This is a genomic window from Streptomyces sp. SID12488 (assembly GCF_010548275.1).
GTDB lineage: Bacteria > Actinomycetota > Actinomycetes > Streptomycetales > Streptomycetaceae > Streptomyces.
Genome location: NZ_JAAGLT010000029.1, coordinates 1 through 24,785, shown reverse-complemented (window position 1 = coordinate 24,785; position 24,785 = coordinate 1). Strand labels below are relative to the sequence as shown.

Genomic DNA, 24,785 nt, shown 5'->3' with positions numbered 1-24,785 from the left:
AACGGGGCCCGTCAGTTGCCTTCCCGCTTCACCTCTCCCAGGGGGTTGGGCAGTTGGGTCCACAGGTCCCCGGGCGTCCTCGGCGACAGTCGCATCAGGGTCAAGGCCTTGGTGGGCAGGGGCTGTTCGAGCAGTGCCAGGAGATCCGGCGTGCGCGGCAGCCCTCGTACGGCCGTCTCCAGGGCCTCCCGCAGCGCCGCCTCCGAACCGGCGGTCGCACCCAGCGCCCCGGCCACCAGCGAACCGAACAGCTTGCTGCGCAGGGTGATTTCGTCGTCGGTGACGATCCGTCCGGTCAGCTCCGGGGCCGCGATGCCGTGCCGGGCCAGCCGGGCCGGACCGACCCGGATGTCGGCGAGGTCGCGGTAGACCAGCCGCAGGGGGTCCCCGGTCGCCGACAGTACGACGAGGAGGTTCTGGCCGTGTGCCTCCAGGGCGACACCCAGATCGAGCAGGCGCAGCCCGACGGTGAGTGCGAGACGCGTGAACTCGGCGAGCCAGGAGGGTGATCGAGGAAGGGCCGTGGCGCTGAGGGCTCCAACCGGAACGACGTACTCGCCCGCCCCCGAGTCCGCGTACAGGTCCGGCGGCTCCCTCAGCACGGCCGCCAGATCGGGGGAGTCGGCGGTGACCGCACCGAGTGTGCGGGTGATGTGCAGCAACCCGTCGAGACGCGCCGCCATCGACTCCATGAACGCCGACACCGTCGCCGCCGTCTCGATCGAGTACGGCGAGATGTCCCGTACAGAGGAGGTGAGCCGGGCGCTCAACGCCGTCTTGAGGTGCGGTCCGCCGTCGGGGAGGGCCAGGCTGCGCAGGGACATCAGGGGATGCGCCGACAGACCGCCCCTGCCGGGGAGTTGGAGCACATGTGCCGCCTGCCAGGGGTGCACCGGAATCAGCGGACGTCCCCCGTCCCGCAGCCACTCGGGCCACTCGCCCCGCACGGCGCAGTCGTCCGCGGCCACCAGCGCCAGCTCCACGACCGGCCGGTGCTCGGGCCCGTACGCGAGTTGCTCGGCCACCGAGAAACCGGGCCGGGAACGGCAGTTGGGGTGGAAGGGATGACCGTCGACGACCCGCTGCTCCCACTCCCAGCCGGCCACGGGGGCACGCAGGGTACTGTCCTGGCTCGCGCGCGACAGGGCCAACGAGGCGACGCTGTGGCCGAGTTCGGCCGCGAAGGCGGGTCCGTGCGGGACGGCCAGGTCCGTCATCAGCCGCGCCGGATCGTCGTACGACACCGTGCCGAGCCGTACGGCGGTGACACGGCCGTCGACGGCGTACGGATCGGCGTACGGGCCCTCCAGCCGGCGACCGTCCGACAGCAGGAGACGCGCCCCGTTCTCGCGCCCGGCGATCCACGGCAGCGGCTCGTGGACGAGCGCCCGCCACAGCCGGGTCAGTACGGCGGCCCGGGCGCCGGGCAGCTCGGCCGTGTACCGCGACACGAGGTCGGGGCGTACGGCGGCCAGTTCGTCGGCGACCTCGGCCTCAGCGCTGGAGGGACGGTGCACGGCGGGCTCCTCGGGTGGGGGTACGGGTGCGGGTTTGGGCGCGGGTATGTGCTGGTGAACGGGCGTGGACGACGACAGACATACTTGATCGCCAGTGCACCGCGGGAAACCGCGAGCGTAGGAGAGCACCGTAAGAAACGAGGGAACGCGTGGACCCCACCAGGCCCCCCACCGCACCCCCGGCCCCCACCGCACCCCATGCCGGGCCCGCGCCCGACGACATCGGAGCGCGCGCCGACGCGTACGCGACCGCGCCCCTGCTCAACTGCCTGCTCCGGGAGGTGGCAGAGCCGGTCCCCGGCCCGGGTGAGCCGCGCGTGTACCGGCTGCCGAGCGGGGAGCGCCTGCTGCGGGTGCGAGGCGCACGGAGGCTCGCGGCGCCCGAGGTGAACACGGGCGACGGCGTCTGGCACCCGGTCGGTCACGCCGAACTCGTCAAGCTCGTGGCCGAGGAACTCCAGGCGTACACCGGCCTGTCCAACGCCGAGCTGCCCGCCGAGATGGCCGACAGCCGGGACACGGTCGCCGCGCTGCTCACCGCCCGCGACCGGACCACCCCGCCCGAGGACCCGTACCGGCGGTCCGAGCAGTCCCTTCTCACCGGGCACCCCTTCCACCCGGCGCCCAAGGCGCGCGGCGGCGGCCCGGTCGCGGGCTGGCTGCCGTACGCGCCCGAGGCGTACGCCGCGTTCCCGCTGGTGCTCCTGGGCGTGCGCGAGGACGCGGTGGCCGAGGAGGGTGACGTGTCCGCACTCGACGCCTTCGGCACGGCCCCGCCCGGCTACCGGCTGCTGCCCGCCCACCCCTGGCAGCTCGACCTCGTCGGCCCGAGCCTGACGGACGCCTTCGCGGACGGCCGGCTGATCCGGCTGGGCACGACCGCGTTCGCCACCTGGCCCACGGCGGCCGTCCGCACGCTCTACGCGCCCGAGCACGACCTCTTCGTCAAGTTCAGCCTCGACGTCCGCATCACCAACGACGTACGCCGGCTCTGGCGCCACGACCTGCTGGCACTGCGCCGCACGGACGCGGCGGTCGTCGCCGCTGCCGAGGGCCGGCCGGTCTGGCTCAGCGATCGGGGCTACCGCACCGCCGACTTCGCCTTCGAGGAGCTGGCCGTCCTGGTCCGCGACGGCCTGCGCGACCATGTCGTACCGGGCGCCACCCCGCTGCTCGCCGCCGCGCTGGTCGAGGGCTTCGACGGCAACCCGCTCGACGGGCTCGCCGACCCGGCCGCCTGGTGGACGGCGTATCTGCGCTGTGCCGTGCCACCGGTCGTCGAACTGTTCGCACGGTACGGCGTGGTCATCGAGGCCCACCTCCAGAACTGCCTGATCGCGGTCGACGCCCATGGAATCCCGGTACAGGCCCTGTACCGGGACGCCGAGGGCGTGAAGCTGCTGCCGGACGTGACGCGGGCGGCGGGCTGGGAGCGGCTCGTGTACTGCCTGGTCGTCAACCACCTCACTGAGGTCGCGGAGGTGCTGCGGGAACGCCACCCCGGCTTCGACCCCTGGCAGGCCGTACGCCGGGAGCTGGCCCGCCACGACCTCCCCGAGGCCGCCGCACTCCTCGCCTCGCCCACCCTGCCCGGCAAGACCAACCTGCTGCTGCGCTGGACCGGTGCCGACGGCGCCGACGCCCGCTATCTGCCGCTGTGGAATCCGCTGGCGGGGAAACCGGCGCGGTGAAGGGGAACCGTTCCGGACCCGATGACGTCATGAGCGGAACACCTAGACTGATGGCCGGTAATGGGGAGCCTCGCGGCTGATTTCGGCCGCTCGACGGGGACGGGGGCCGGAGCGATGAGTTCCCACAGCCGGGCCGCAGAGGTGAGATGGGGGAGTCATGAAACCGCTCGGAGCAGGTGATCCCGCCTCTGTCGGGGACGGCAGATACCGGCTGGTCGGACGCCTCGGCCAGGGCGGAATGGGCGTCGTCTACTTCGGCCGGTCGCGGTCGGGCCGGGCGGTGGCCGTCAAGGTCGTACGGCCCGAACTGAGCACGGAACCGGGCTTCCGGCGCAGATTCGCCGACGAGGTGGCCGCGGCCCGCCGCGTCGGCGGCTTCCACACCGCGCCGGTCGTGGACGCCGACCCGGAGGGCGAACCGGCCTGGCTGGTGACGGCCTACGTACCCGGCCCCACCCTGCGGGACCTGCTCGACCAGACGGGCCCCCTTCCCACGGACACGCTCACCGTGCTGGCCGCCGGCCTCGCCGAGGCGCTGGCCGCGATCCATCAGGCCGGGGTCATCCACCGCGACCTGAAACCCGCCAACATCATCGTCGCGGAGGACGGCCCCCGGGTCATCGACTTCGGCATCGCGCGGGCCCTCGACGGCACGGCCCTCACCCAGACCGGGTTCCAGATCGGCACGCTCGGCTTCCTCGCGCCGGAGCAGCTCACCGGCGGCAAGCTCACTCCCGCGGTGGACATGTTCGCGCTGGGCGTGGTGCTCAGCCAGGCGGCGGGCCGCGCTCCCTTCGGCGACGGCGGGTCGGCCGCCTGGCCCTACCGCGTCGTCCACGAACAGCCGGATCTCACGGACGTGCCCGACCTGCTGCGCGGACTGGTCGCGGCCTGTCTGGCCAAGGACCCGCTCGACCGCCCCGGCCCGTCGGAGTTCCTCGACCAGCTCACGGTCCAGCACCCGTCGGACGCCTGGCTGCCCGCCGAGGCGACCGCGCTCCTACGGAAGCAGGCCCCCGCGGCGTACCTCGCGGCAACGGACCACCCGTCGGCCGTACCCACCGATCCGCGCACGACGGTGTCCTGGCCGCCAGCGGTCGCTGAGGGCCAGTCCCTGGCCGCCGATCCGCGTACGACGGTGTCCGGGCCGCCGCCGGTCGCTGATGGACAGGCACTGGCCGGCGACCAGCGCGCGACGGTGTCCGCGCCGCCCCCGGTCGCCGAAGAACACGCACCGGCCACTGACCCGCGCCCCGCCACGCCCGCCCTGCCGGCGCCTGCCGGGGACCAGGTCATGGCCTCCCACGCCCTCACCGTCCGGTCGTCACCAGGCCCCGGCTTCGGGCCCCCGCCGGACGTCACGCCCGTACAGCCTTCCGGAGGGCTCGTCCCGTCCGGCGACGCCGGGGCACGGAGGGGACGCCGAGCCACGGTCGCCGCAGCGGCACTGCTGGTCGCGGCGGCCATCGCGGGGCTGCTCGTGTGGCACCCCTGGACCGGTTCCGGCGAGCCCGGAGCCGACAACGCCGGCGGAACCTCGCCGTCGCCCCGGCGATCGACCCCCGCCGCGTTCCCCGACGCCGCGCTGCTGGTCCGGCTGGACACGGACCCCGGATCGACGGAATGCCACAGCGTGATCGGCCGCCGCGACTCCACCACGGACAACCCTGAACAGCTGATCGACGGGACCTGCGACGCCCTCCCGCAGTGGTCCCCCGACCGCAAGTCGTTCGCGTTCACCCGTAAGACGGCGGAAGGGTCGGCCGTGTGGACGGCGAACACGGACGGTACCCGCGTCCGCCGGATCGCCACCATCTCGGGCGGCCGGGTCTCCTGGTCCCCGGACGGCAAGCGACTGGCCGTCCTGCGCCGCGCGGACGGTGTGCAGCAGTTGTTCGCCGTGAACGTCTCGGACGGCTCCACGCAGCAACTGACCTCCGGCTCCGGGACGGTGGAGGACCCGGCCTGGTCCCCCGACGGCAAGCGCATCGCCGTCTGCCTGCAGAAGACGTCGGGCTGGCAGGTCCACGTAGTCGATCCGGCACAGCCGGGCGCCGAACCCCGGCAGGTGACCCACCAGTCCCGGCGGGCACTGGACCCCTTCTGGTCCCCGGACGGCCGCTACTTCGCGTACACCGCCGGAGCACCGGGCGAGGGGACGGGTGGGGACATCCGCATCGCCAAGGCCGACGGCAGCGACGACAGGACACTGGTGCGGACGGCCGCCCAGGAGATGGACCCGGTCTGGTCACCGGACGGCAAGTGGGTGGCCTTCGTCCGGGGTCCCCTCGACCGGCCGGCGGTCTGGGCGATCCGCGCGGACGGCACGGGTTCCCGCAAGCTCACCACCGGCAGCACACCGGAGGGGCATCCTTCCTGGCGCTGAGGCCGGCGCGGAAAGCCGACCACGAGGTTGGGTAGGATCGCCACCGTGCGCTGCGAGAACCAAGCGCGTACATCGTGCTGATCGAGAACCAAGACAGTACATGCACCTCCAGGCTTTGCGGTACAAACCGGGCTGGTTTCAACCCGGCTGGTGTTGATCGTGGAAGACCTGTCGGGTCGCTGACCCGCAGGCGGCGTGAGCCAGGAATCCCCTTGCTTCAGCTGGGGGAGGATTCAATATGCTCGCGTCATGAGAGAGGTCACGGCAACCCGCTACGTCGAACCCCTGAGATCGGGAGGTTCCGTCCCAGGGGTGGTCGAGGCCGACGACCTCGGCACCTACGTCGTGAAGTTCACCGGCTCCGCGCAGGGCCGCAAGGCCCTGGTCGCCGAGGTGGTCGTCGGAGAGCTCGCACGCGCTCTCGGGCTGCGCTTCCCCGAGCTGGTCCTCGTCCACTTCGACCCGGCCACCGGCGCCCACGAGCCCCACCAGGAGGTCCAGGACCTGCTGCACGCCAGCGCCGGCCTCAACCTGGGCATGGACTATCTGCCGGGCGCGAAGGACTTCACCCCTCGGACGGCGGCCTCGTTCGACGTCGATCCACTGGAGGCGGGCCGGATCGTCTGGCTGGACGCCCTCACCGTCAACGTGGACCGTACGACGCACAGCTCCAATCTGATGGTGTGGCCCACCTTCGGTATCGCGCCGCCGCACCTGTGGCTGATCGACCACGGCGCCGCCCTCGTCTTCCACCACAGATGGGACCTGTCGGCACCGGAGAAGGCCTACGACTTCCGCCGCCACGCCCTCGGCCGCTACGCCCCGGACACCCGCGCCGCCGACACCGAACTGGCGCCCCGTGTCACGGAGGAACTGCTGCGCGAGGTGCTGGCCGAGGTACCGGACGCCTGGCTGGAGATCGAGGCGGGCTTCACGACCTCCGACGAGGTCCGGGACGCCTATCTGTCGTACCTCCACGCGCGCGTGCGGGCGTCCGCTTCCTGGCTGCCCACCGAGTTCCCCGGCCGCGAGGAACTGGCCGCCGAGGACGCCCGACGCGCGGCGAAGACACAGCGGGACCGGCCGAACTGGCTCAAGCAGGTCCCCGACCTGCACGGCAAACCGGCGGCGGAACAGGATTGGTCGGTGCATCTCGGATGAACCGTGTTGGACCGGTGGTACAGATCGAGTACTGCACCCAGTGCCGTTGGCTGCCCCGCGCGGCCTGGCTGGCGCAGGAGTTGCTCACCACCTTCGAGGCGGAGCTCGGCGAGCTGTCGCTCAAGCCCGGCACCGGCGGCGTGTTCGTCGTCCGGGTCGACGACGAGGTGGTCTGGGACCGCAGGGAACAGGGCTTCCCGGAGCCCACGGCCGTGAAGCAGGCCGTACGCGACCGAGTGGCCCCGGGAAAGTCCCTGGGCCACTCGGACAAGCCGGCTTCGTAGAAGATCAGCCCTTGAGCTGCTCGTACGCCGGCAGGGTCAGGAAGTCCGCGTAGTCGTCGTCGAGGGCGACGGTCAGGAGCAGGTCGTGGGCCTGCTGCCAGTGGCCGGCCGCGAAGGCCTCGTCGCCGATCTCGGCGCGGATGTCGGCGAGTTCCTCGGCGGCGATCTTGCGGGCGAGTTCCGGCGTGGCCGTCACCGTGTTCCCGGCGTGCTCGAACTCGACGCCCGCGTTGATCCACTGCCAGATCTGCGAGCGGGAGATCTCGGCGGTGGCCGCGTCCTCCATGAGGTTGAAGATGGCGACCGCGCCGAGCCCGCGCAGCCACGCCTCGATGTAACGGATGCCGACCTGCACGGCGTTGACCAGTCCGTCGTACGTCGGGCTGGCCTTGAGCGAGTCGACGGCGATCAGGTCGGCGGCCTCGACGTGGACGTCCTCGCGGAGGCGGTCCTTCTGGTTCGGCCGGTCACCGAGGACCGCGTCGAAGGAGGCCATGGCGATCGGGACGAGGTCGGGATGGGCGACCCAGGAACCGTCGAAACCGTCACCGGCCTCACGGTCCTTGTCGGCCTTGACCTTCTCGAAGGCGACCTTGTTGACCTCTTCGTCGCGCCGGGACGGGATGAACGCCGCCATGCCGCCGATCGCGTGCGCGCCGCGCTTGTGGCAGGTGCGGACGAGGAGTTCGGTGTATGCGCGCATGAACGGGGCTGTCATCGTCACGGCGTTGCGGTCCGGGAGGACGAACTTGGCGCCGCCGTCACGGAAGTTCTTGACGATGGAGAACAGATAGTCCCAGCGCCCCGCGTTCAACCCGGAGGCGTGGTCGCGGAGTTCGTAGAGGATCTCGTCCATCTCGTACGCGGCCGTGATCGTCTCGATGAGAACGGTCGCGCGGACGGTGCCCTGCGGGATGCCGACGTAGTCCTGCGCGAACACGAACACGTCGTTCCACAGACGGGCTTCGAGGTGCGACTCGGTCTTCGGGAGGTAGAAGTACGGGCCCTTGCCGAGATCGAGGAGGCGCTGCGCGTTGTGGAAGAAGTAGAGGCCGAAGTCGACGAGGGCGCCGGGCACCTGCTGACCGTCGAGCTGGAGGTGGCGTTCGTTCAGGTGCCAGCCGCGCGGACGCATGACGACGGTCGCGAGTTCGGCATCGGCCTTGAGGGCGTACGACTTGCCGCTCGCCGGGTCGGTGAAGTCGATGTTCCGGGTGTAGGCGTCGGCCAGGTTGACCTGTCCGAGGACCACGTTCTCCCAGGTCGGCGCGGAGGCGTCCTCGAAGTCCGCGAGCCAGATCTTCGCGCCGGAGTTGAGGGCGTTGATCGTCATCTTGCGGTCGGTCGGGCCGGTGATCTCGACGCGCCGGTCGTTCAGGGCCGCGGGGGACGGGGCGACCCGCCAGGAGTCGTCGGCGCGGATCGCGGCCGTCTCGGGGAGGAAGTCGAGGGTCGAGGTGCGGGCGATCTCGGCGCGGCGCTCCGCACGGCGCGCGAGGAGTTCGTTGCGCCGGGGCGTGAAGCGCCGGTGCAGCTCGGCCACGAAGGCCAGCGCCGCGTCGGTGAGCACCTCCTCCTGCCGGGGCAGGGGCTCGGCGTCGACGATGGCCAGCGGGGACGGCGCTGGTGCGGACATGAGCGGTCACTTCCTTCAGCGGGCTGATGTGGGCTGCTGTGGCTGCATGGAACGGATGTTTCTGATCAGTGGATGCTAGTTTCCTCATCGTGGAAGTTCAATGATTTGTTGATGTCGAGATTCTTCGCGGCGAGAAGCCTCTACACCAGGCGGTCCAGGTCGGGCGGTGTGTCGATGTCGTACGGCTGAGCCACATCTCCGCACTCGACGAGGGTGATCGCTTCGTGGTGGGCCCTGAGGTAGTCGCGGGCGCCCCGGTCACCGATCGCCGCCGCCGCGACGCCGGTCCAGTGGGCAGCGCCGAACAGCACTGGATGCCCGCGCGTCCCGTCGTACGAGGCCGCCGCGAGGGACTCCTCGGACGTGTACGCGGCGAGGACGCGGGCCATGGCCTCCGGCCCGATGCCCGGCTGGTCGACGAGCGAGACGAGGGCCGCGCGTGCCCCGGAGCCGCGCAGGGACGCCAGCCCGGCCCGCAGCGAGGACCCCATACCCTCCGCCCACTCCGGGTTGTCCACCAGAACGCACCCGGGCAGATCCGCCCGCTTGCGTACGTCGTCGGCCTGCGCCCCGAGCACGACATGGACCGGAGTGCAGCCCGCCGCGCGCAGGGCGTCGGCCGCGTGTTCGACGAGAAGGTGTCCGCGGTGTTCGAGAAGGGCCTTGGGCCGCCCGCCGAGCCGTTGCCCCCCGCCTGCCGCGAGCAAAAGCCCTGCCACCTGGTCCGGTTTCTCCGTCATGCCTCCTGCATACCTGACCCCGGGGTCGGACCGGCGGTGTTCATGGGCTGAATTTCGGCCCTTGGTGTGGCGCCCGTCGCGCGGGTGGCGTTTACTGTCCCGCGTCCCCGGCGCCCGACCAGCGCGACGGGGGTGTGCGGGACGCGTGTGGGGGCCAGTGGGGGAGCCGTGTTGCGGAGCTTGGGACAGAGGTCGGTGACCGGCAGCGACGAGGATCCGAGAGTGGCGGGGTTGCGGACCGCGGTGTCCCGGCTGCGCCGTGAACTCGCCGCGCATCCGGCCGAGTTCCCCGACCGTGGCATCGCCGAGGACGAACTGGCCTGCCTGGCCGCGATGACGATCACCGGCAGCCCCGAAATCCCGCGCCTGCGCCGCTCGTTACTCCTGATCGCCGGCGCCATCGGCTCGGTCAGCGCGCTCGCCCGGGGCCTGTCGGACGTCCGCGCCGCGGTGGACCTGTTCGGGAAACCACCGCGCCGCTGACGGCGGCCCGCCCGAGAGGCGGCGGGCCGGTGGGCGGAGGTCGCGGGTCAGTGGGCGGGGTTGCCCGAACTGGCCAGTGCCACCGACAACTCGGCCGCGACCTGCTTCAGCACGGGCACGATCTTCTCCGTCGCCTCCTCGGTGACCCGGCCCGCCGGGCCCGAGATCGAGATCGCGGCGGCGGTGGGGGAGTCGGGCACGGAGACCGCGAGACAACGGACGCCGATCTCCTGCTCGTTGTCGTCGACCGCGTAACCGAGGCGCCGCACGTCCTCCAGAGCGGCCAGGAAGCCGTCCGGGGTCGTGAGCGTCTTCTCCGTCGCGGCCGGCATGCCCGTACGGGCGAGCAGGGAACGCACCTCGTCCGGCGGGAAGCCGGCGAGCAGTGCCTTGCCGACGCCGGTGGAGTGCGGCAGGACGCGCCGGCCCACCTCCGTGAACATGCGCATCGAGTGCTTGGACGGAACCTGCGCCACGTACACGATCTCGTCGCCGTCCAGGAGCGCCATGTTGGCCGTCTCGCCGGTCTCCTCGACCAGCCGGGCCAGATAGGGGCGGGCCCAGGTGCCGAGCAGCCGGGACGCGGACTCGCCGAGGCGGATCAGACGCGGGCCCAGCGCGTACCGGCGGTTGGGCTGCTGGCGGACGTAACCGCAGGTCACGAGCGTGCGCATGAGCCGGTGGATGGTGGGCAGGGGCAGCCCGCTACTCACGGACAGCTCGCTGAGGCCGACTTCGCCGCCCGCGTCCGCCATGCGCTCCAGCAGATCGAAGGCACGCTCCAGGGACTGGACACCGCCGCTGGCGGCGGCGGGTTTGGCGGCGTCGGTGGAGCTGGCGCTGGGCGTCGGCACGGCGCGTTCCTTTCACTGCTGACAGGCGATGGTGCAGCCTACCGGGCGGTTGCTTGACGGCCTTCTGGCGTATGGCTACGTTCTGTTTTCCGGAAACCTAATTCCGCGTTGTGGAAACATCCAGATCGCTGCCCCGATCGACCCCGGCTGGCGTCGGGTCGGGTGGGTCGGCAGGGTGGCTCTTGACGGTGCGATGCCCTCCGTGAAGACTCCTTCAACAGAAAGTTGAATTCCGTTACGTGGAAGTTAACGGCGGAATTCACAGCGCCAGAGCGACAGAGAGGGGTCCGGGTGTCCGACATCGAACTGGTGTTGCGTTCGACGCGCGTCATCACGCCCGAGGGGACGCGTGCGGCCACCGTCACGGTCGCCGACGGCCGGATCACGGCCGTACTCCCGTACGAGGCCGAGGTGCCGTCCGGCGCGCGCCTGGAGGACTTCGGTGACGACGTCCTGCTGCCCGGGCTGGTCGACACCCACGTGCACGTCAACGACCCCGGGCGCACGGAGTGGGAGGGCTTCTGGACCGCTACCCGTGCCGCGGCGGCCGGTGGCATCACCACCCTCGTCGACATGCCACTCAACTCCGTCCCGCCGACGACGACGGTCGGCCACCTCCGTACGAAGCGGGAGGTGGCCGCAAGCAAGGCGCACATCGACGTCGGATTCTGGGGCGGCGCGCTGCCCGACAACGTCAAGGACCTGCGTCCCCTTCACGACGCCGGCGTCTTCGGCTTCAAGGCGTTCCTGTCGCCGTCCGGCGTGGACGAGTTCCCGCACCTCGACCAGGAGCGACTCGCCCGGTCGATGACCGAGATCGCCGGCTTCGACGGACTCCTGATCGTGCACGCCGAGGACCCGCACCACCTCGACTCGGCCCCGCAGCGGGGTGGCCCCGAGTACGCCCACTTCCTCGCCTCTCGCCCGCGCGGCGCGGAGGACAGGGCGATCGCGAACCTGATCGAGCAGGCGAAGCGCCTGCACGCGCGCGTGCACGTCCTGCACCTGTCGTCGAGCGACGCGCTGCCGCTGATCGCGGCAGCGAAGGCGGAGGGGGTGCGGATCACCGTGGAGACGTGTCCGCACTATCTGACCCTCACCGCCGAGGAAGTCCCGGACGGGGCCAGCGAGTTCAAGTGCTGCCCGCCCATCCGCGAGGCCGCCAACCAGGACCTGCTGTGGCAGGCACTCGCCGACGGCACGATCGACTGCGTGGTCACCGACCACTCACCGTCCACCGCCGACCTCAAGACCGCCGACTTCGCCACGGCGTGGGGCGGCATCTCGGGGCTCCAGCTGAGCCTCGCGGCGGTGTGGACCGAGGCACGGCAGCGGGGCCACTCCCTGGAGGACGTCGTGCGCTGGATGTCCACGCGTACGGCCGCACTGGTGGGCCTCGGCGCGCGCAAGGGCGCCATCGAGGCAGGCCGGGACGCCGACTTCGCGGTACTCGCGCCGGACGAGACGTTCACCGTGGACCCGGCGGCCCTGGAGCACCGCAACCGCGTGACGGCGTACGCGGGCAAGACCCTCAGCGGTGTCGTCAGGTCGACGTGGCTGCGGGGCGAACGCATCGTGACGGAGGGCGAGTTCACCGAACCCAAGGGGCAACTCCTCACTCGCATCCCTTGATCAGGCCTTCCCTCTCCGCCCTCTCCGCCCTCCCCCTTTTTTCTGTTTACCGGCACCCGCAGCGCCGACTCCGAAAGGCAGAACTGATCACCGTGACCGCGATTCCGAGCTTCACCGGCGACGCGAACCCCTACGGAGGCGGTGACCCGTACGCGGACTACCGCACCGTGGACCTCCCCTTCACCCAGTACGCCAATCTCGCCGACCGCCGCCTCGGGGCCGGGGTGATCGCCGCCAACGACGAGTTCTTCGCAGACCGCGAGAACATGCTCGTGCCCGGGCCCGCCGAGTTCGTGCCCGAGCACTTCGGCCACAAGGGCAAGATCATGGACGGCTGGGAGACCCGGCGCCGGCGCGGCGCGTCCGCCGAACACCCGTGGCCGACGGCGGAGGACCACGACTGGGCGCTGGTACGGCTCGGCGCGCCGGGCGTCGTACGCGGCATCGTGGTCGACACGGCCCACTTCCGCGGCAACTACCCGCAGGCCGTGTCGGTAGAGGGCGTGTCGGTGCCCGGCTCCCCGTCCTCCGGGGAGCTGCTGGCGGACGACGTGAAGTGGATGACGCTGGTGCCGCGCACGAAGGTGGGCGGTCACGCGGCGAACGGCTTCGAGGTGTCGCTCGAACAGCGCTTCACGCACCTGCGGGTGAACCAGCATCCCGACGGGGGGATCGCGCGCCTGCGGGTGTACGGCGAGGTCGTCCCCGACCCTGCCTGGCTGGCGGCGCTGGGCACCTTCGACGTGGTCGCCCTGGAGAACGGCGGCCGGGCCGAGGACGCGTCCGACCTGTTCTACTCGCCGGCGTCGAACACCATCCAGCCGGGGCGCTCCCGGAAGATGGACGACGGGTGGGAGACGCGTCGCCGCCGCGACCAGGGCAACGACTGGATCCGCTACCGGCTGGTGGCGCGGTCGGAGATCCGGGCCGTCGAGATCGACACGGCGTATCTGAAGGGGAACAGCGCGGGCTGGGCGACGGTGTCGCTCCGTGACGGCGAGGACGGTGAGTGGACGGAGATCCTCCCGCGCACCCGCCTCCAGCCCGACACCAACCACCGGTTCGTCCTGCCGGCCCCGGCGGCGGGCACGCACGCGCGCGTGGACATCTATCCGGACGGCGGGATCTCACGGCTGCGGCTGTTCGGCTCTCTGACGGAGGAGGGGGCGGGGGAACTGGTGGCCCGGTACGGGGGGCTCGGGGGCTGAGGGGGCCTCCGGCGGTGACGCGGGAGTACGGGGGTGCGGGGCAGGTGAGTGGCCTGCCGGGCCAGGACGTCGGCCCCGGCCCGTTTCCTCGCCCCCGCCGCCCCTACCCGTCCCATCCCCAGGGGCTCCGCCCCTTCGACCCCACCAGGGGCGCAGCCCCCCTGCACCCCGGCGGGGACTGCGTCCCCTGCACCCCGGCGGGGACTGCGTCCCCTGCATCCCGGCGGGGACTGCGTCCCCTGCACCCCGGCGGGGACTGCGTCCCCTGCACCCCGGCGGGGCGTGCCCCTGGACTCGCCTGGGGCTATGCCCTTGGACCCCGCTTGGGACTGCGTCGCCTGGGCCCCGCCCGGGGGCTATGCCTCTGGGCCAGCCGGGCCTGCGCCCCTGGACCCGCTTGGGGCTGTGCCCCTGGACCTGGTTCAGGACTACGTCCCCTGCACCCCGGTCGGGGCTGTGCTCCCGAGCCCCGCTCGGGTCTCTGACCCTGCGCCCCCGGGGCCGGCTCCAGGGCTGTCACCGCACCCCGCTTCGGGGCTCTGCCCGCGCCCCCGGAGGGGACTGTGTCCCGGAGAGGGTCTGGGCCGGCCCTTATGCCGCGTGGCCGCCGTCCACGGAGTATTCGGCGCCTGTGACGTAGGCGGCCGTCGCGAGATGGGCGACGGTTGTCGCCACCTCCTCCGTCCGGCCGAAGCGGCCGAGGGCGGTCAGCGCGGACTGGGCAGCCGCGTACGGGCCGTTCGCCGGGTTCATGTCCGTGTCGATGGGGCCCGGGTGCACGATGTTCGCCGTGATTCCACGGGCGCCCAGTTCTCTGGCCAGCGCCTTTGTCAGACCCACCAGGGCGGACTTGCTCATCGCGTACAGGGTGCCGCCGGGGCCGGGCACGCGCTGCGTCATACAGGTGCCGATCGTGATGATCCGGCCGCCGGACGTCATGCGCGCGGCGGCGGCCTGGGAGACCAGGAACACGCCGCGCACGTTCACCGCCAGCACGTGGTCGACGTCCGAGAGGGCCAGGTCGGGCAGCGGTCCGAGGACACCGACGCCCGCGTTGTTCACCAGCACGTCCAGGCCACCGAGCGCCTCGGCGGTACGTTCCACCGCCCCGGCGGCCTCGGCCGCGTCCGCCGAGTCCGCCCGCAGGGCCACCGCGCGGCGTCCCAGCGCCTCTACGGCCCGTACGACGTCCTGCGCCGCCTCCTTCCCGTTCACGTAGGTGACGGCCACGTCAGCGCCCTCCTGGGCGAGCCGCAGCGCCGTCGCCGCTCCGATGCCTCGGCTGCCGCCGGTCACCAGTGCGACCTTGCCGTTCAGAGGTCCTTGAGAAGTTGTCATGCGGCCATTGCAGCGGTGGGCGACAGCGTGTGCTGGCGGTGAGCGGACACTGACGTCCAGCCGCACGTTAACTCCGCGAAAATTCATCGGGCAGGACGGGAAATACTCCGGAGTTGTCATTGACATGCCACTGTCTACGCGCGTCATCATGAGGGCATGAGATTCCCCCCACGGATCACTCGTATCGGAGCCGCGGCCGCGGTTCTGTCCGCTCTCCTGGTCGGCGGTGCCGTCACCGTCGGCACGGCCGGTGCCGCCACCTCGGCGGTCGGCAGCATCTGCTACGGCGACCTGCCGTCGCAGGCCCACACCACGCTCAACCTGATCGCGAAGGGCGGCCCCTACCCGTATTCGCAGGACGGCGGAGTCTTCCAGAACCGGGAGCGCCTCCTGCCTTCGCACTCCACCGGCTATTACCACGAGTACACGGTCAAGACCCCCGGCTCCTCCACGCGCGGTGCGCGCCGCATCATCACCGGTGAGGAGAGCCAGGAGGACTACTACACCGCCGACCACTACGCGTCGTTCGATCTGATCGACTACGGCTGCTGACACCGCCGTCCAGCGAACAGTGCGACCCGCCGGAAGCCCGGACCGGGCCGAACCCCACTTCGGTCCCGCCGAACCCCACTTCGGTCACCCGGGCTTCCGGTTCTCGGCGGCAGCGAACAAGGCGAACGACAGGACGAGCAGCGCCACACTCGCGTAGATCTCGTAACCGTCGAGAAAACCGAGCTTCTGTACGAGGCCCCATCGCAGGTCGGTGAATGCCTGCAGCAGGCCCGCGGCGCCCTGCACCAGAGCGACGAAACCAGCGATTTCCAGTAGCTGCTTCATGTCGAGATCCTCGGCCCGCGGACTCCTCGCCTCCATCGGCCGCAGGGCGAGGCGTCCACCCCCTAAGTCGCCGGTCGCTCCCGGAAACGGCGCCGAAAGTCTGCGGCGGCGCGACTTTGGTCGACGATCATGACTCGGCGGGGGTGGCGGGGGCCGGCACTGCGTAGTTTTGTCGACCGTGAGTGCTGACAGACCGACATCCGTGCCCGAGGCACCGGCGGCGTTCCCCGGGCGCCGCTGGCTCTTCCCGTCGGCCGTGCTCGACGAACTCGACCACGACCCCGGTTCCGGTCCAGGTCCTCATCCTGGTTCCGGCTCCGCGCGGGAGCGGGCCGGACGGATCGGGTGGTTCGGCAGGTCCGCGCAACCCCGGCGCACCGCGCGCGACTGGGTCGTCGACTTCACCTGCTTCCTGCTGGCCGTCCTCGTCGGCGTGCTGGGCGCCGACGCCCTGGCCGGCGACCCGAACACCCCCCACGCCGTCGCCGTCGTCGACCAGTGGCTCGGCGCCCTCGCCTGCGCCGCCGTCTGGCTGCGGCGCCGCTGGCCGCTCGGCCTCGCCGTCGCGATGCTCGCGGTCAGCCTCGTGTCGAGCACGGCGGGCGGCGCCGGCCTGGTCGCCCTCTTCTCCCTCGCCGTGCACCGGCCCTTCCGGTACGCCGGCCTGGTCGGCGCCGCCTCCGCCGCGGTGCTCCCGTTCTACTTCTGGCTGCGCCCCGACCCGGACCTGCCGTACGTCGTCGCGGTGGTCCTCAGCGTGCTACTGACCGCAACCGCGGTCGGCTGGGGCATGTTCGTGCGGGCCAAACGGCAGCTCATGCTGAGCCTGCGGGACCGGCTGCGGCGGGCCGAGACGGAGGCGTCGCTGCGGGCCGAGCAGGCGCAGCGGCTCGCCCGCGAGGCCATCGCGCGCGAGATGCACGACGTGCTCGCCCATCGACTCACCCTGCTGAGCGTCCACGCCGGCGCCCTCGAGTTCCGGCCCGACGCACCTCGCGAGGAGGTCGCGCGGGCCGCCGGGGTCATCAGGGAGAGCGCGCACGACGCCCTCCAGGACCTGCGGGAGATCATCGGCGTCCTGCGGACCGGCGAGGCGGAGGAGGCCGGCCGCCCGCAGCCGACGCTGGCCGCGCTCGACACCCTGGTGAGCGAATCCCGCGAGGCCGGCATGAAGATCGTGCTGGACAGCCGTGTGACGGCACCGGCCGCCGTACCCGCCTCCATCGGCCGCACCGCCTACCGGATCGTCCAGGAGGGCCTCACGAACGCCCGCAAGCACGCCCCGGGTGCCGAGGTCACGGTGTCCCTCGCGGGCGCCCCGGGCGACGGCCTGACCGTCTCCGTACGCAATCCCGCGCCCCCGGGGGAGGTCCCGCACGTCCCCGGCTCCGGACAGGGCCTCATCGGCCTGACCGAGCGCGCGACGCTGGCGGGCGGCCGGCTGGAACACGGCGCGGAGGCGGACGGGGGCGGCGGTGAGGGCGCAGACGGGGCCGGGGGATTCGCCGTGCGGGCCTGGCTGCCGTGGGGTGTCTGACGGCACCGATCTCACATCCTGAAAACGGCACCTCTTTGAACAGGAGGGCGTCTTCAGGCGCGCACCGTGCGCGGCACCACCCGTTGTCCCGCCTCCCCGTACACCCAGGCCGAGGTCTCCTCGATGAACTCGGTAGGGAAGCCCGGCCGGAATCCGGTGGTCTCGTCCAGCGTCGCCACCAGGTCGGCGGGGAGCGTCAGTTCGGCCGCGCCGAGGTTGTCCGTGAGCTGCTCGACCCGTCGCGCGCCGACGATCGGGTGCACGGCGGGGGAGTGCGCCATGGTCCACGCGATCGCCACCTGCGCGGGGGACGCGCCGAGTTCGTCCGCCGCCGACTGCACCGCCCGCGCCACCGCGTGCTCGCGCTCGTCGATCGCGTCCGCGGACAGCCGTACGGACTCGTCGGGGGCGATGCCCCGCGCGCGTGTGTACTTGCCGGACAGAATGCCGTTCTGCAGTGGACTCCAGGCCGCCACCGACATCCCGAACGCCTCGGCCATCGGCAGCAGTTCGCGCTCGATGTCCCGGTTGAGCAGGCTGTACGGCACCTGGAGCGCGGCGAACTGCGACCAGCCCCGCCACTCCGCCAGCGTGTTGGCCCGGGACACCACCCAGGCCGGGGCGTCCGAGATACCGACGTACAGCACCTTCCCGGAGCGCACCGCGTCGTCGAGGGCGCGCATGGTCTCCTCGACGGGCGTGGCGCGGTCCCAGATGTGCACCCAGTACACGTCGACGTAGTCCGTGCCGAGCCGGCGCAGGCTCGTCTCCAGGGACAGCGCGAGGTTCTTGCGGTGGTTGCCGGCGGCGTTGGGGTCGGCGCCGTCGCGCGAGATCGTGTACTTCGTGGACAGCACGAGCCGGTCGCGCCGCCCCCTGAGGAGTTCGCCCAGCATCGTCTCGCTCGCACCACCGCGGTAGTTGATCGCGGTGTCGACGACGTTCCCGCCCGCGTCCTCGTACGCGTCGAGGATGCGCGCGCACTCCCCCTTGGGTGCCCCCACCCCGCCCTGGTCGCCGAAGGTCATGGCCCCCAGGAAGAGCTCGGAGACACGTAAACCGGTCCGGCCCAGCAGTCGGTAGCGCACGAAGGTCCCCTCGTCTCACGGGTGTTCAGGTCGGCAATGTAGCCCGCGCCACCCATGTACGTCCGGGCACCGCGCAACCGTGGTTACGTAGGGCCATGACCGTGATCAGACTGCTCCTCGTCGACGACGACCCCCTGGTACGGGCAGGCCTTTCCTTCATGATGGGCGGCGCCGACGACATCGAGATCGTCGGCGAGGCGGCCGACGGCAGCGAGGTCGAGGCGCTCGTCGGCCGTACCGGCCCGGACGTCGTGCTCATGGACATCCGGATGCCGACGATGGACGGCCTTGTCGCCACCGAACGCCTGCGGGCCCTCAAGGACGCCCCGCAGGTCGTGGTCCTCACCACCTTCCACGCCGACGACCAGGTACTGCGTGCCCTGCGCGCGGGCGCCGCCGGCTTCGTCCTCAAGGACACCCCGCCCGCCGAGATCCTCGCCGCGGTACGCAGGGTCGCGGCCGGCGACCCCGTCCTGTCGCCCGCCGTGACCCGCCAGTTGATGGCCCACGCGGCGGGCGGCACGGCCGACACCCGGCGGGCCGGCGCCAGGGAGCGGATCGGCGCGCTGAACGACCGGGAACGCGAGGTCGCGGTCGCCGTCGGCCAGGGCAGGTCGAACGCCGACATCGCCGGCGCCCTGTTCATGAGCGTCGCCACCGTCAAGACACACGTCTCCCGCATCCTCGCCAAGCTCGGCCTCAACAACCGAGTGCAGATCGCCCTGTTGGCGTACGACGCCGGACTCCTGGAAGAGGACGGGCAGGACGGGCACTAGCGGCCGACGGCACACGTTCCCCTGGCAGCGGCACCAGTTGTGAGGGCGGCGGCCGAGGGGGCGCCTGTCGAATCCGGCCGGCGAGGGGGATGGTCATGGGGGAAGTGCTCGATCTGGGGGAGTTCGGCGACGGGTTCAGGACGGACCCGCATCCGGTGTACGCCCGTCTGCGCGCCCGCGGCCCCGTGCACCGCGTGCGGCTGCCGCACCCGGACGCGCACCACGTCACCTGGCTCGTCGTCGGCCATGAGGAGGCACGCGCGGCGCTCGCCGACCCACGGCTTTCCAAAGACCCGGCCAAGATCGGAAAGTCGTTCCTGGACGAGGAGCTGATCGGCAAGTACCTCCTGATCGCCGACCCGCCGCAGCACACCCGCCTGCGCGCCCTGATCTCCCGCGCCTTCACCGCACGCCGCGTGGAGTCCCTCCGGCCGAGAATCCAGGAGATCACCGACGAACTCCTCGACGCGATGCTCCCGCACGGCCGTGCCGACCTGGTGGAGTCGTTCGCGTACCCGCTGCCCCTGACGGTGATCTGCGAACTGCTCGGCGTGCCCGAGATCGACCGTACGGCCTTCCGGAAACTGTCCTCGGAGGCCGTCGCGCCCACCGGCGCGGAGAGCGAGTACGAGGCGTTCGCCCAGCTGGCCGCCTATCTCACCGATCTGATCGAGGACAAGAGGTGCGCCGGGCCGAGCGACGACCTGCTCGGCGACCTGATCCGCACGACCGCCGAGGACGGCGACCGGCTGTCTCCCGAGGAACTGCGCGGCATGGCCTTCATCCTGCTGATCGCGGGCCACGAGACGACCGTCAACCTGATCACCGGCGGCGTCCACGCCCTGCTCACCCATACCGCCCAACTCGCCGAACTGCGCGCCGACATGACCCTCCTCGACGGCGCGGTGGAGGAGATGCTGCGCTACGAGGGACCGGTGGAGAACGCGACGTTCCGCTTCGCCGCCGAACCCCTGGAGATCGCCGGCACTGCCGTCGCCAAGGGCGATCCGGTGATGGTCGGCCTCAGCGCGGCCGACCGCGACGGGAGCCGTTATCCGGCCCCGGACCGGTTCGACATCCACCGCGACACCCGGGGCCATCTCGCCTTCGGCCACGGCCTCCACTACTGCCTGGGCGCCCCACTGGCCCGCATCGAAGCACGCACGGCGATACGCACCCTGCTGGACCGCGCCCCCGGCCTGGCCCTGGCCGGCCCACCCGGCGACTGGCTCCCGGGGATGCTGATGCGCGGGGTGCGCAGCCTGCCGGTGCGGTGGTAGCCGGCCGGCCCGGAACGCCCGGGAAACGGGACGCCCGGCCGGCCGCGAACGCCCGGGAACGGGACGTTCGCCCGCTGCCGCTCTCCCGGTCTCAGCTCCACCCGCCCTGGATCTCCGCGAGGTGTACGGGTCTGCGTTCGCGTCTGGACAGTTCGCAGGCCTCGGCGACGCGCAGGGCCTGGAGTGCCTCGCGGCCGTCGCAGGGGTTGGCGCGTTCGCCGCGCACCACCTCGACGAAGGCTGACAGCTCGTCCTCGTAGGCGGGGCCGAAGCGCTCCAGGAAGCCGGTCCACGGCTTGCTCGCCGCCGGCGGTCCGGTCGGTTCGGTGGACGCGATGGGCGTACGGTCGTCCAGGCCGACGCAGATCTGGTCCAGCTCCCCGGCCAGCTCCATGCGGACGTCGTAGCCCGCGCCGTTCATACGCGTCGCCGTCGCCGTGGCGAGGGTGCCGTCGTCCAGGGTGAGGACCGCGGCGGCCGTGTCGATGTCGCCCGCGTCGCGGAACATCGAGGGCCCGGCGTCAGACCCGGTCGCGTACACCTCGACGATCTCGTGCCCCGTCACCCAGCGCAGGATGTCGAAGTCGTGGATCAGGGTGTCCCGGTACAGCCCGCCGGACAGCGGCAGATACTCGGGCGCCGGCGGCGTCTGGTCCGACGACATGGTGCGGACGGTGTGCAGACGGCCGAGCTTCCCGGACCGCACGGCCTCGCGGGCGCCCGTGTAGCCGGTGTCGAAGCGGCGCTGGAAGCCCATCTGCAGGATGGTGCCGGCGGCCTCCACCTCGGCGATCGCGGCCAGGGTCGCGGGCAGATCGAGTGCTATGGGCTTTTCGCAGAACACCGGGAGACCCGAGCGTGCTGCCCGACCGATCAGTTCGGCGTGGGCCGAGGTGGCGGCGGTGATCACCACGGCGTCCACGCCCCAGGTGAAGATCTCGTCGACACCTGGTGCGGCCGTGGCTCCTAAGCGGTGCGCGAGATCCTGTGCCCGCCCGCTGTCCGCGTCCGTGACGATGAGGGAGCCCCCTACCTCGCGGTGGCGGCTGAGGGTCTTCGCGTGGAATGTACCGATGCGGCCCGTCCCGATGACTCCGATGCGCATGAGAACCAAACTGGGGTCCGACCAGGCGCGCTGTCAATGCGTATGTCCGGACAACCGAACTACACGACTTCCCGTCAACAGTCCCCGGAGCTACGCTCGGGCCGTGCCGAAACCAGATGTGGGTCCGCAAGTGCCACTGGAACTCAGGGTGGACCGGAGCAGTCCGGTACCGCTCTACTTCCAGCTGTCCCAGCAGCTCGAAGCCGCGATCGAGCACGGAGCACTCACCCCCGGCAGTCTGCTGGGCAACGAGATAGAGCTGGCCGGGCGGCTCGGCCTGTCCCGCCCCACGGTGCGCCAGGCCATCCAGTCCCTCGTGGACAAGGGGCTGCTCGTACGCCGCCGGGGTGTCGGCACCCAGGTCGTGCACAGCCAGGTCAAGAGGCCGCTGGAACTGAGCAGCCTGTACGACGACCTGGAGGCGGCGGGCCAGCGCCCCGCGACCAAGGTCCTCGTCAACACCGTCGTGCCGGCCTCCGCCGAGGTCGCCGCCGCACTCAACGTGGCCGAGGGCAGCGACGTACACCGCGTGGAACGGCTGCGGCTGTCGCACGGCGAGCCGATGGCGTACCTCTGCAACTATCTCCCGCCCGGCCTGTTCGACCTGGCCACCGGCCAGCTGGAGGCCACCGGCCTGTACCGGCTGATGCGCGCCGCCGGAATCACCCTGCACAGTGCCCGCCAGTCGATCGGCGCGCGCGGGGCGCTGGCCGAGGAGGCGGAACGCCTCACCGAACGCGAGGGTGCCCCCCTGCTCACGATGCAACGCACGACCTACGACGACACGGGCCGCGCAGTCGAATTCGGCACCCACACCTACCGCCCGACGCGCTATTCGTTCGAGTTCCAACTCCTGGTACGCCCCTAGGGGAGGAAGGGGGCGCAGCCTCCCTTCCTCCCCTAGGGGCGCGGGGAACTGCGCGAGCAACCACACTCCACCCGCACCCGGCAACCAACCCGCACCCCCCATCGCTCCCCCGCAACGCACCCGCCTTGCCGGTGAGGCAGAATCACTCCCGATGAGCAGCTACCGCGACCTCGCACTCCCCAGGGCACTGGCCGGCTCCGCCCGAGAGGGCAGCGCCCCCATCGGCTCCCGCAGAGCCCCCGCCCTGCGCACCGTCGGCACGCGTGAGCGCCGTTCCCACCTCACCGCCCCCCGCGTGCCCACCGTCGGCATCGACATCGGCGGCACGAAGGTGATGGCGGGAGTCGTCGACGCCGACGGCAACATCCTGGAGAAGCTCCGCACCGAGACGCCCGACAAGTCCAAGAGCCCCAAGGTCGTCGAGGACACCATCGTCGAGCTGGTTCTGGACCTCTCCGACCGGCACGACGTGCACGCGGTCGGCATCGGCGCGGCCGGCTGGGTCGACGCCGACCGCAACCGGATCCTGTTCGCGCCCCACCTGTCGTGGCGCAACGAGCCCCTGAGGGACCGTATCTCCAGCCGCCTCGCCGTCCCCGTCCTGGTCGACAACGACGCCAACGCCGCCGCCTGGGCCGAATGGCGCTTCGGCGCGGGGCGCGGCGAGGACGACCTCGTCATGATCACGCTAGGCACCGGCATCGGCGGCGCGATCCTGGAGGACGGCCACGTCAAGCGCGGCAGGTTCGGCGTGGCCGGCGAGTTCGGCCATATGCAGGTCGTGCCCGGCGGCCACCGCTGCCCGTGCGGCAACCGCGGCTGCTGGGAGCAGTACAGCTCCGGCAACGCGCTGGTCAGAGAGGCGCGCGAACTCGCGGCTGCCGACTCGCCGGTGGCGTACGGCATCATCGAGCACGTCAAGGGCAACATCGCCGACATCACCGGTCCGATGATCACCGAGCTGGCCCGCGACGGCGACGCCATGTGCATCGAACTGCTCCAGGACATCGGCCAGTGGCTCGGCGTCGGCATCGCCAACCTGGCCGCCGCCCTGGACCCCTCCTGCTTCGTCATCGGCGGTGGCGTCTCCGCGGCCGACGACCTGCTGATCGGCCCCGCCCGGGAGGCCTTCCGCCGCCACCTCACCGGCCGCGGCTACCGCCCCGAGGCCCGTATCGCGCGCGCCCAGCTCGGCCCCGAGGCCGGCATGGTGGGCGCCGCCGACCTCGCCCGGCTGGTCGCCCGCCGCTTCCGGCGCGCCAACCGGCGCCGCGTCGAGAGGTACGAGCGCTACGAGAAGTTCGTCGAGACGACCCGCCGTGCCACCCAGGGGCCGCTGTGACCGCCTCCCTGCCCCGCCAGGCCATGCCCCCGGACGAGCCGTCCGGCCCGCCCGAGGAGCGCGGCCACAGGATCCGCCGCCGCGCCCTGACCCTGCTGATCATCGTGCTGCTCATCGGTGTCCCGGCGGGCTATCTGGTGATCTCCGCCAACCAGAGCCGCGACAGCGGCAAGGACAAGGAGCGGAAGTGGGCGGCACGCGGTCTCACCGAGGCCTGGCCCTCCAGGGTCCAGCGCCACATCTACGAGGTGCCCGTCCCGCGCCAGGCCGACGGCGAGGGGATCCTGTCGACGAACGTCGCGTACTACGAGACGAACAACTGGCGTACCAGCCGTCTGTACGTCCAGTTCATGACCACGGACGCGGGGCTCGACTACTTCTTCAAGGCCATCGGCGTCCCCCGCACCAGCCTGAAGAAGGACCAGTTCTCCATCAGCGCCCGTGACCGGAAGATCGTCGGCTGGGAGTTCAAGGAGCCGGGCCCGTGGTGGGGGCTCGCCCACCAGCAGAAGAACCCGGCACCCACACAGCACATCGTCGTGAAGCGATCGAACGCCGACCACTACATGGTCTACGTCGTCTCGCGCACGACCCCCTGACCGGCCGCGCGACGCGCTTCGGCCCGTTTCCGGGACCGATTGTCAGACCCCGCCCGTACAGTCGAAGACGTCCGACTCGACGGACACGGCACGAGGGCGGGAGGTGACGTACGCATGAGCCACGAGACGTCGGCGACAGCGGTGGCGGACGTGTCCGTGCGCCTCGCGGCCGTCTTCCTCCCCGCCCCCCTCCCACGCGAGGGCCGCATCGCCTTCTGGGACCCGGAGGGGGACACGGGCCTGCCGGATCAGGGCGCCGGTCGTACGGAACTGACGGTCGTACGACGACACGGCGCCGGCGTCCGCCGCCGCACCACCCCCGCGCTGACGCTGCCCGTCGACGTGGCGCTGCCGCTGCTCGTGCGGGCCCGCCGTGATCCCGCCGCCCACCCCGCCACGGCCTGCTGGGGCGCCGCCGCGCTG

General features: G+C 71.7%; 22 protein-coding genes and 1 pseudogene. 15 read left to right on the top strand and 8 right to left on the bottom strand.

Going from position 1 to position 24,785, the window contains the following annotated elements; all coding sequences use genetic code 11:
- Nucleotides 1–11 precede the first annotated feature (11 nt).
- Complete coding sequence (locus G3I56_RS33195; RefSeq protein WP_164415543.1) at nt 12–1,517, bottom strand: IucA/IucC family siderophore biosynthesis protein; 1,506 nt, start codon at nt 1,515–1,517, stop codon at nt 12–14.
- Between the two features lie 221 nt (nt 1,518–1,738).
- Between G3I56_RS33195 and G3I56_RS33190 the strand changes: the two genes are divergently transcribed.
- From G3I56_RS33190 to G3I56_RS33175, 4 genes are all read left to right on the top strand, one after another.
- Nucleotides 1,739–3,208, top strand: a complete 1,470-nt coding sequence (locus G3I56_RS33190; RefSeq protein WP_164415681.1) for an IucA/IucC family protein — start codon at nt 1,739–1,741, stop codon at nt 3,206–3,208.
- Nucleotides 3,209–3,365: 157 nt separating this feature from the next.
- Complete coding sequence (locus G3I56_RS33185) at nt 3,366–5,594, top strand: protein kinase (protein ID WP_164415541.1); 2,229 nt, start codon at nt 3,366–3,368, stop codon at nt 5,592–5,594.
- A 249-nt stretch (nt 5,595–5,843) separates the two neighbouring features.
- Nucleotides 5,844–6,755, top strand: a complete 912-nt coding sequence (locus G3I56_RS33180; protein ID WP_164415538.1) for a HipA family kinase — start codon at nt 5,844–5,846, stop codon at nt 6,753–6,755.
- A complete protein-coding gene (locus G3I56_RS33175) occupies nt 6,752–7,039 on the top strand; it encodes a SelT/SelW/SelH family protein (RefSeq protein ID WP_164415536.1) in 288 nt (95 codons plus the stop codon). The genes G3I56_RS33180 and G3I56_RS33175 overlap by 4 nt, the downstream gene beginning before the upstream one ends.
- 4 nt (nt 7,040–7,043) lie before the next feature.
- Here the strand turns inward: G3I56_RS33175 and aceB are convergent, their stop codons facing one another.
- Entirely contained in the window at nt 7,044–8,675 is a 1,632-nt protein-coding gene (aceB, locus tag G3I56_RS33170; RefSeq protein WP_164415534.1) for a malate synthase A, read from the bottom strand.
- Nucleotides 8,676–8,815: 140 nt separating this feature from the next.
- On the bottom strand, nt 8,816–9,415 hold the full coding sequence (locus G3I56_RS33165; protein WP_164415532.1) for a nucleotidyltransferase family protein: 600 nt from the start codon (nt 9,413–9,415) through the stop codon (nt 8,816–8,818).
- Between the two features lie 195 nt (nt 9,416–9,610).
- On the opposite strand from G3I56_RS33165, the gene G3I56_RS33160 reads away from it, so the two are divergent.
- Entirely contained in the window at nt 9,611–9,898 is a 288-nt protein-coding gene (locus G3I56_RS33160) for a DUF5955 family protein (RefSeq protein WP_343240119.1), read from the top strand.
- 47 nt (nt 9,899–9,945) lie between these two features.
- On the opposite strand, the gene G3I56_RS33155 is transcribed toward G3I56_RS33160, so the two are convergent.
- Nucleotides 9,946–10,752 carry an IclR family transcriptional regulator gene (locus G3I56_RS33155; RefSeq protein WP_164415528.1) on the bottom strand — a complete coding sequence of 269 codons (807 nt, stop codon included), beginning with the start codon at nt 10,750–10,752 and terminating at the stop codon, nt 9,946–9,948.
- Between the two features lie 291 nt (nt 10,753–11,043).
- On the opposite strand from G3I56_RS33155, the gene allB reads away from it, so the two are divergent.
- Complete coding sequence (allB, locus tag G3I56_RS33150; RefSeq protein WP_164415526.1) at nt 11,044–12,384, top strand: allantoinase AllB; 1,341 nt, start codon at nt 11,044–11,046, stop codon at nt 12,382–12,384.
- 92 nt (nt 12,385–12,476) lie between these two features.
- On the top strand, nt 12,477–13,592 hold the full coding sequence (gene alc, locus G3I56_RS33145; protein WP_164415524.1) for an allantoicase: 1,116 nt from the start codon (nt 12,477–12,479) through the stop codon (nt 13,590–13,592).
- Between the two features lie 591 nt (nt 13,593–14,183).
- Here alc and G3I56_RS33140 read toward each other — a convergent pair.
- Nucleotides 14,184–14,930: an SDR family oxidoreductase gene (locus G3I56_RS33140; RefSeq protein WP_164415522.1), complete on the bottom strand. Its 747-nt coding sequence runs from the start codon at nt 14,928–14,930 to the stop codon at nt 14,184–14,186.
- A 156-nt stretch (nt 14,931–15,086) separates the two neighbouring features.
- Here G3I56_RS33140 and G3I56_RS33135 point away from each other — a divergent pair, with 156 nt between their 5' ends.
- The gene (locus tag G3I56_RS33135; protein WP_164415520.1) at nt 15,087–15,482 is read left to right on the top strand and encodes a ribonuclease domain-containing protein; all 396 of its coding nucleotides are present in this window, start codon (nt 15,087–15,089) and stop codon (nt 15,480–15,482) included.
- Between the two features lie 84 nt (nt 15,483–15,566).
- Here G3I56_RS33135 and G3I56_RS33130 read toward each other — a convergent pair whose 3' ends face one another.
- Entirely contained in the window at nt 15,567–15,767 is a 201-nt protein-coding gene (locus G3I56_RS33130) for a hypothetical protein (protein WP_164415519.1), read from the bottom strand.
- A 178-nt stretch (nt 15,768–15,945) separates the two neighbouring features.
- Here G3I56_RS33130 and G3I56_RS33125 point away from each other — a divergent pair, with 178 nt between their 5' ends.
- Nucleotides 15,946–17,304 carry a histidine kinase gene (locus G3I56_RS33125; RefSeq protein ID WP_164415517.1) on the top strand — a complete coding sequence of 453 codons (1,359 nt, stop codon included), beginning with the start codon at nt 15,946–15,948 and terminating at the stop codon, nt 17,302–17,304.
- A 53-nt stretch (nt 17,305–17,357) separates the two neighbouring features.
- Here G3I56_RS33125 and G3I56_RS33120 read toward each other — a convergent pair whose 3' ends face one another.
- Nucleotides 17,358–18,392 (bottom strand): aldo/keto reductase, encoded by a 1,035-nt coding sequence (locus G3I56_RS33120; RefSeq protein WP_164415515.1) that lies wholly within the window; start codon nt 18,390–18,392, stop codon nt 17,358–17,360.
- Nucleotides 18,393–18,487: 95 nt separating this feature from the next.
- On the opposite strand from G3I56_RS33120, the gene G3I56_RS33115 reads away from it, so the two are divergent.
- Both G3I56_RS33115 and G3I56_RS33110 read left to right on the top strand, forming a co-directional pair.
- Nucleotides 18,488–19,168, top strand: a complete 681-nt coding sequence (locus G3I56_RS33115) for a response regulator transcription factor (RefSeq protein WP_203691247.1) — start codon at nt 18,488–18,490, stop codon at nt 19,166–19,168.
- 95 nt (nt 19,169–19,263) lie between these two features.
- Complete coding sequence (locus G3I56_RS33110) at nt 19,264–20,448, top strand: cytochrome P450 (RefSeq protein WP_164415513.1); 1,185 nt, start codon at nt 19,264–19,266, stop codon at nt 20,446–20,448.
- 91 nt (nt 20,449–20,539) lie between these two features.
- On the opposite strand, the gene G3I56_RS33105 is transcribed toward G3I56_RS33110, so the two are convergent.
- Nucleotides 20,540–21,553, bottom strand: a complete 1,014-nt coding sequence (locus G3I56_RS33105) for a Gfo/Idh/MocA family oxidoreductase (protein ID WP_164415511.1) — start codon at nt 21,551–21,553, stop codon at nt 20,540–20,542.
- Between the two features lie 130 nt (nt 21,554–21,683).
- Between G3I56_RS33105 and G3I56_RS33100 the strand changes: the two genes are divergently transcribed.
- From G3I56_RS33100 to G3I56_RS33085, 4 genes and pseudogenes are all read left to right on the top strand, one after another.
- Entirely contained in the window at nt 21,684–22,421 is a 738-nt protein-coding gene (locus G3I56_RS33100) for a GntR family transcriptional regulator (protein WP_343240123.1), read from the top strand.
- Between the two features lie 151 nt (nt 22,422–22,572).
- Entirely contained in the window at nt 22,573–23,763 is a 1,191-nt protein-coding gene (locus G3I56_RS33095; protein WP_164415509.1) for an ROK family glucokinase, read from the top strand.
- A complete protein-coding gene (locus G3I56_RS33090; protein ID WP_164415507.1) occupies nt 23,760–24,362 on the top strand; it encodes a sugar kinase in 603 nt (200 codons plus the stop codon). The genes G3I56_RS33095 and G3I56_RS33090 overlap by 4 nt, the downstream gene beginning before the upstream one ends.
- Nucleotides 24,363–24,476: 114 nt before the next feature.
- Nucleotides 24,477–24,785 (top strand): annotated as a pseudogene (locus G3I56_RS33085) (ATP-dependent helicase); the annotation flags it as partial.

What these genes read in the sequence shown, in the direction of transcription:
- G3I56_RS33185 (WP_164415541.1), top strand. Translation starts at nt 3,366, where the DNA reads ATGAAACCGCTCGGAGCAGGTGATCCCGCCTCTGTCGGGGACGGCAGA.
- G3I56_RS33180 (WP_164415538.1), top strand. Translation starts at nt 5,844, where the DNA reads ATGAGAGAGGTCACGGCAACCCGCTACGTCGAACCCCTGAGATCGGGA.
- G3I56_RS33175 (WP_164415536.1), top strand. Translation starts at nt 6,752, where the DNA reads ATGAACCGTGTTGGACCGGTGGTACAGATCGAGTACTGCACCCAGTGC.
- aceB (WP_164415534.1), bottom strand. Translation starts at nt 8,675, where the DNA reads ATGTCCGCACCAGCGCCGTCCCCGCTGGCCATCGTCGACGCCGAGCCC.
- G3I56_RS33165 (WP_164415532.1), bottom strand. Translation starts at nt 9,415, where the DNA reads ATGACGGAGAAACCGGACCAGGTGGCAGGGCTTTTGCTCGCGGCAGGC.
- G3I56_RS33140 (WP_164415522.1), bottom strand. Translation starts at nt 14,930, where the DNA reads ATGACAACTTCTCAAGGACCTCTGAACGGCAAGGTCGCACTGGTGACC.
- G3I56_RS33135 (WP_164415520.1), top strand. Translation starts at nt 15,087, where the DNA reads ATGAGATTCCCCCCACGGATCACTCGTATCGGAGCCGCGGCCGCGGTT.
- G3I56_RS33130 (WP_164415519.1), bottom strand. Translation starts at nt 15,767, where the DNA reads ATGAAGCAGCTACTGGAAATCGCTGGTTTCGTCGCTCTGGTGCAGGGC.
- G3I56_RS33115 (WP_203691247.1), top strand. Translation starts at nt 18,488, where the DNA reads ATGACCGTGATCAGACTGCTCCTCGTCGACGACGACCCCCTGGTACGG.
- G3I56_RS33110 (WP_164415513.1), top strand. Translation starts at nt 19,264, where the DNA reads ATGGGGGAAGTGCTCGATCTGGGGGAGTTCGGCGACGGGTTCAGGACG.
- G3I56_RS33105 (WP_164415511.1), bottom strand. Translation starts at nt 21,553, where the DNA reads ATGCGCATCGGAGTCATCGGGACGGGCCGCATCGGTACATTCCACGCG.
- G3I56_RS33095 (WP_164415509.1), top strand. Translation starts at nt 22,573, where the DNA reads ATGAGCAGCTACCGCGACCTCGCACTCCCCAGGGCACTGGCCGGCTCC.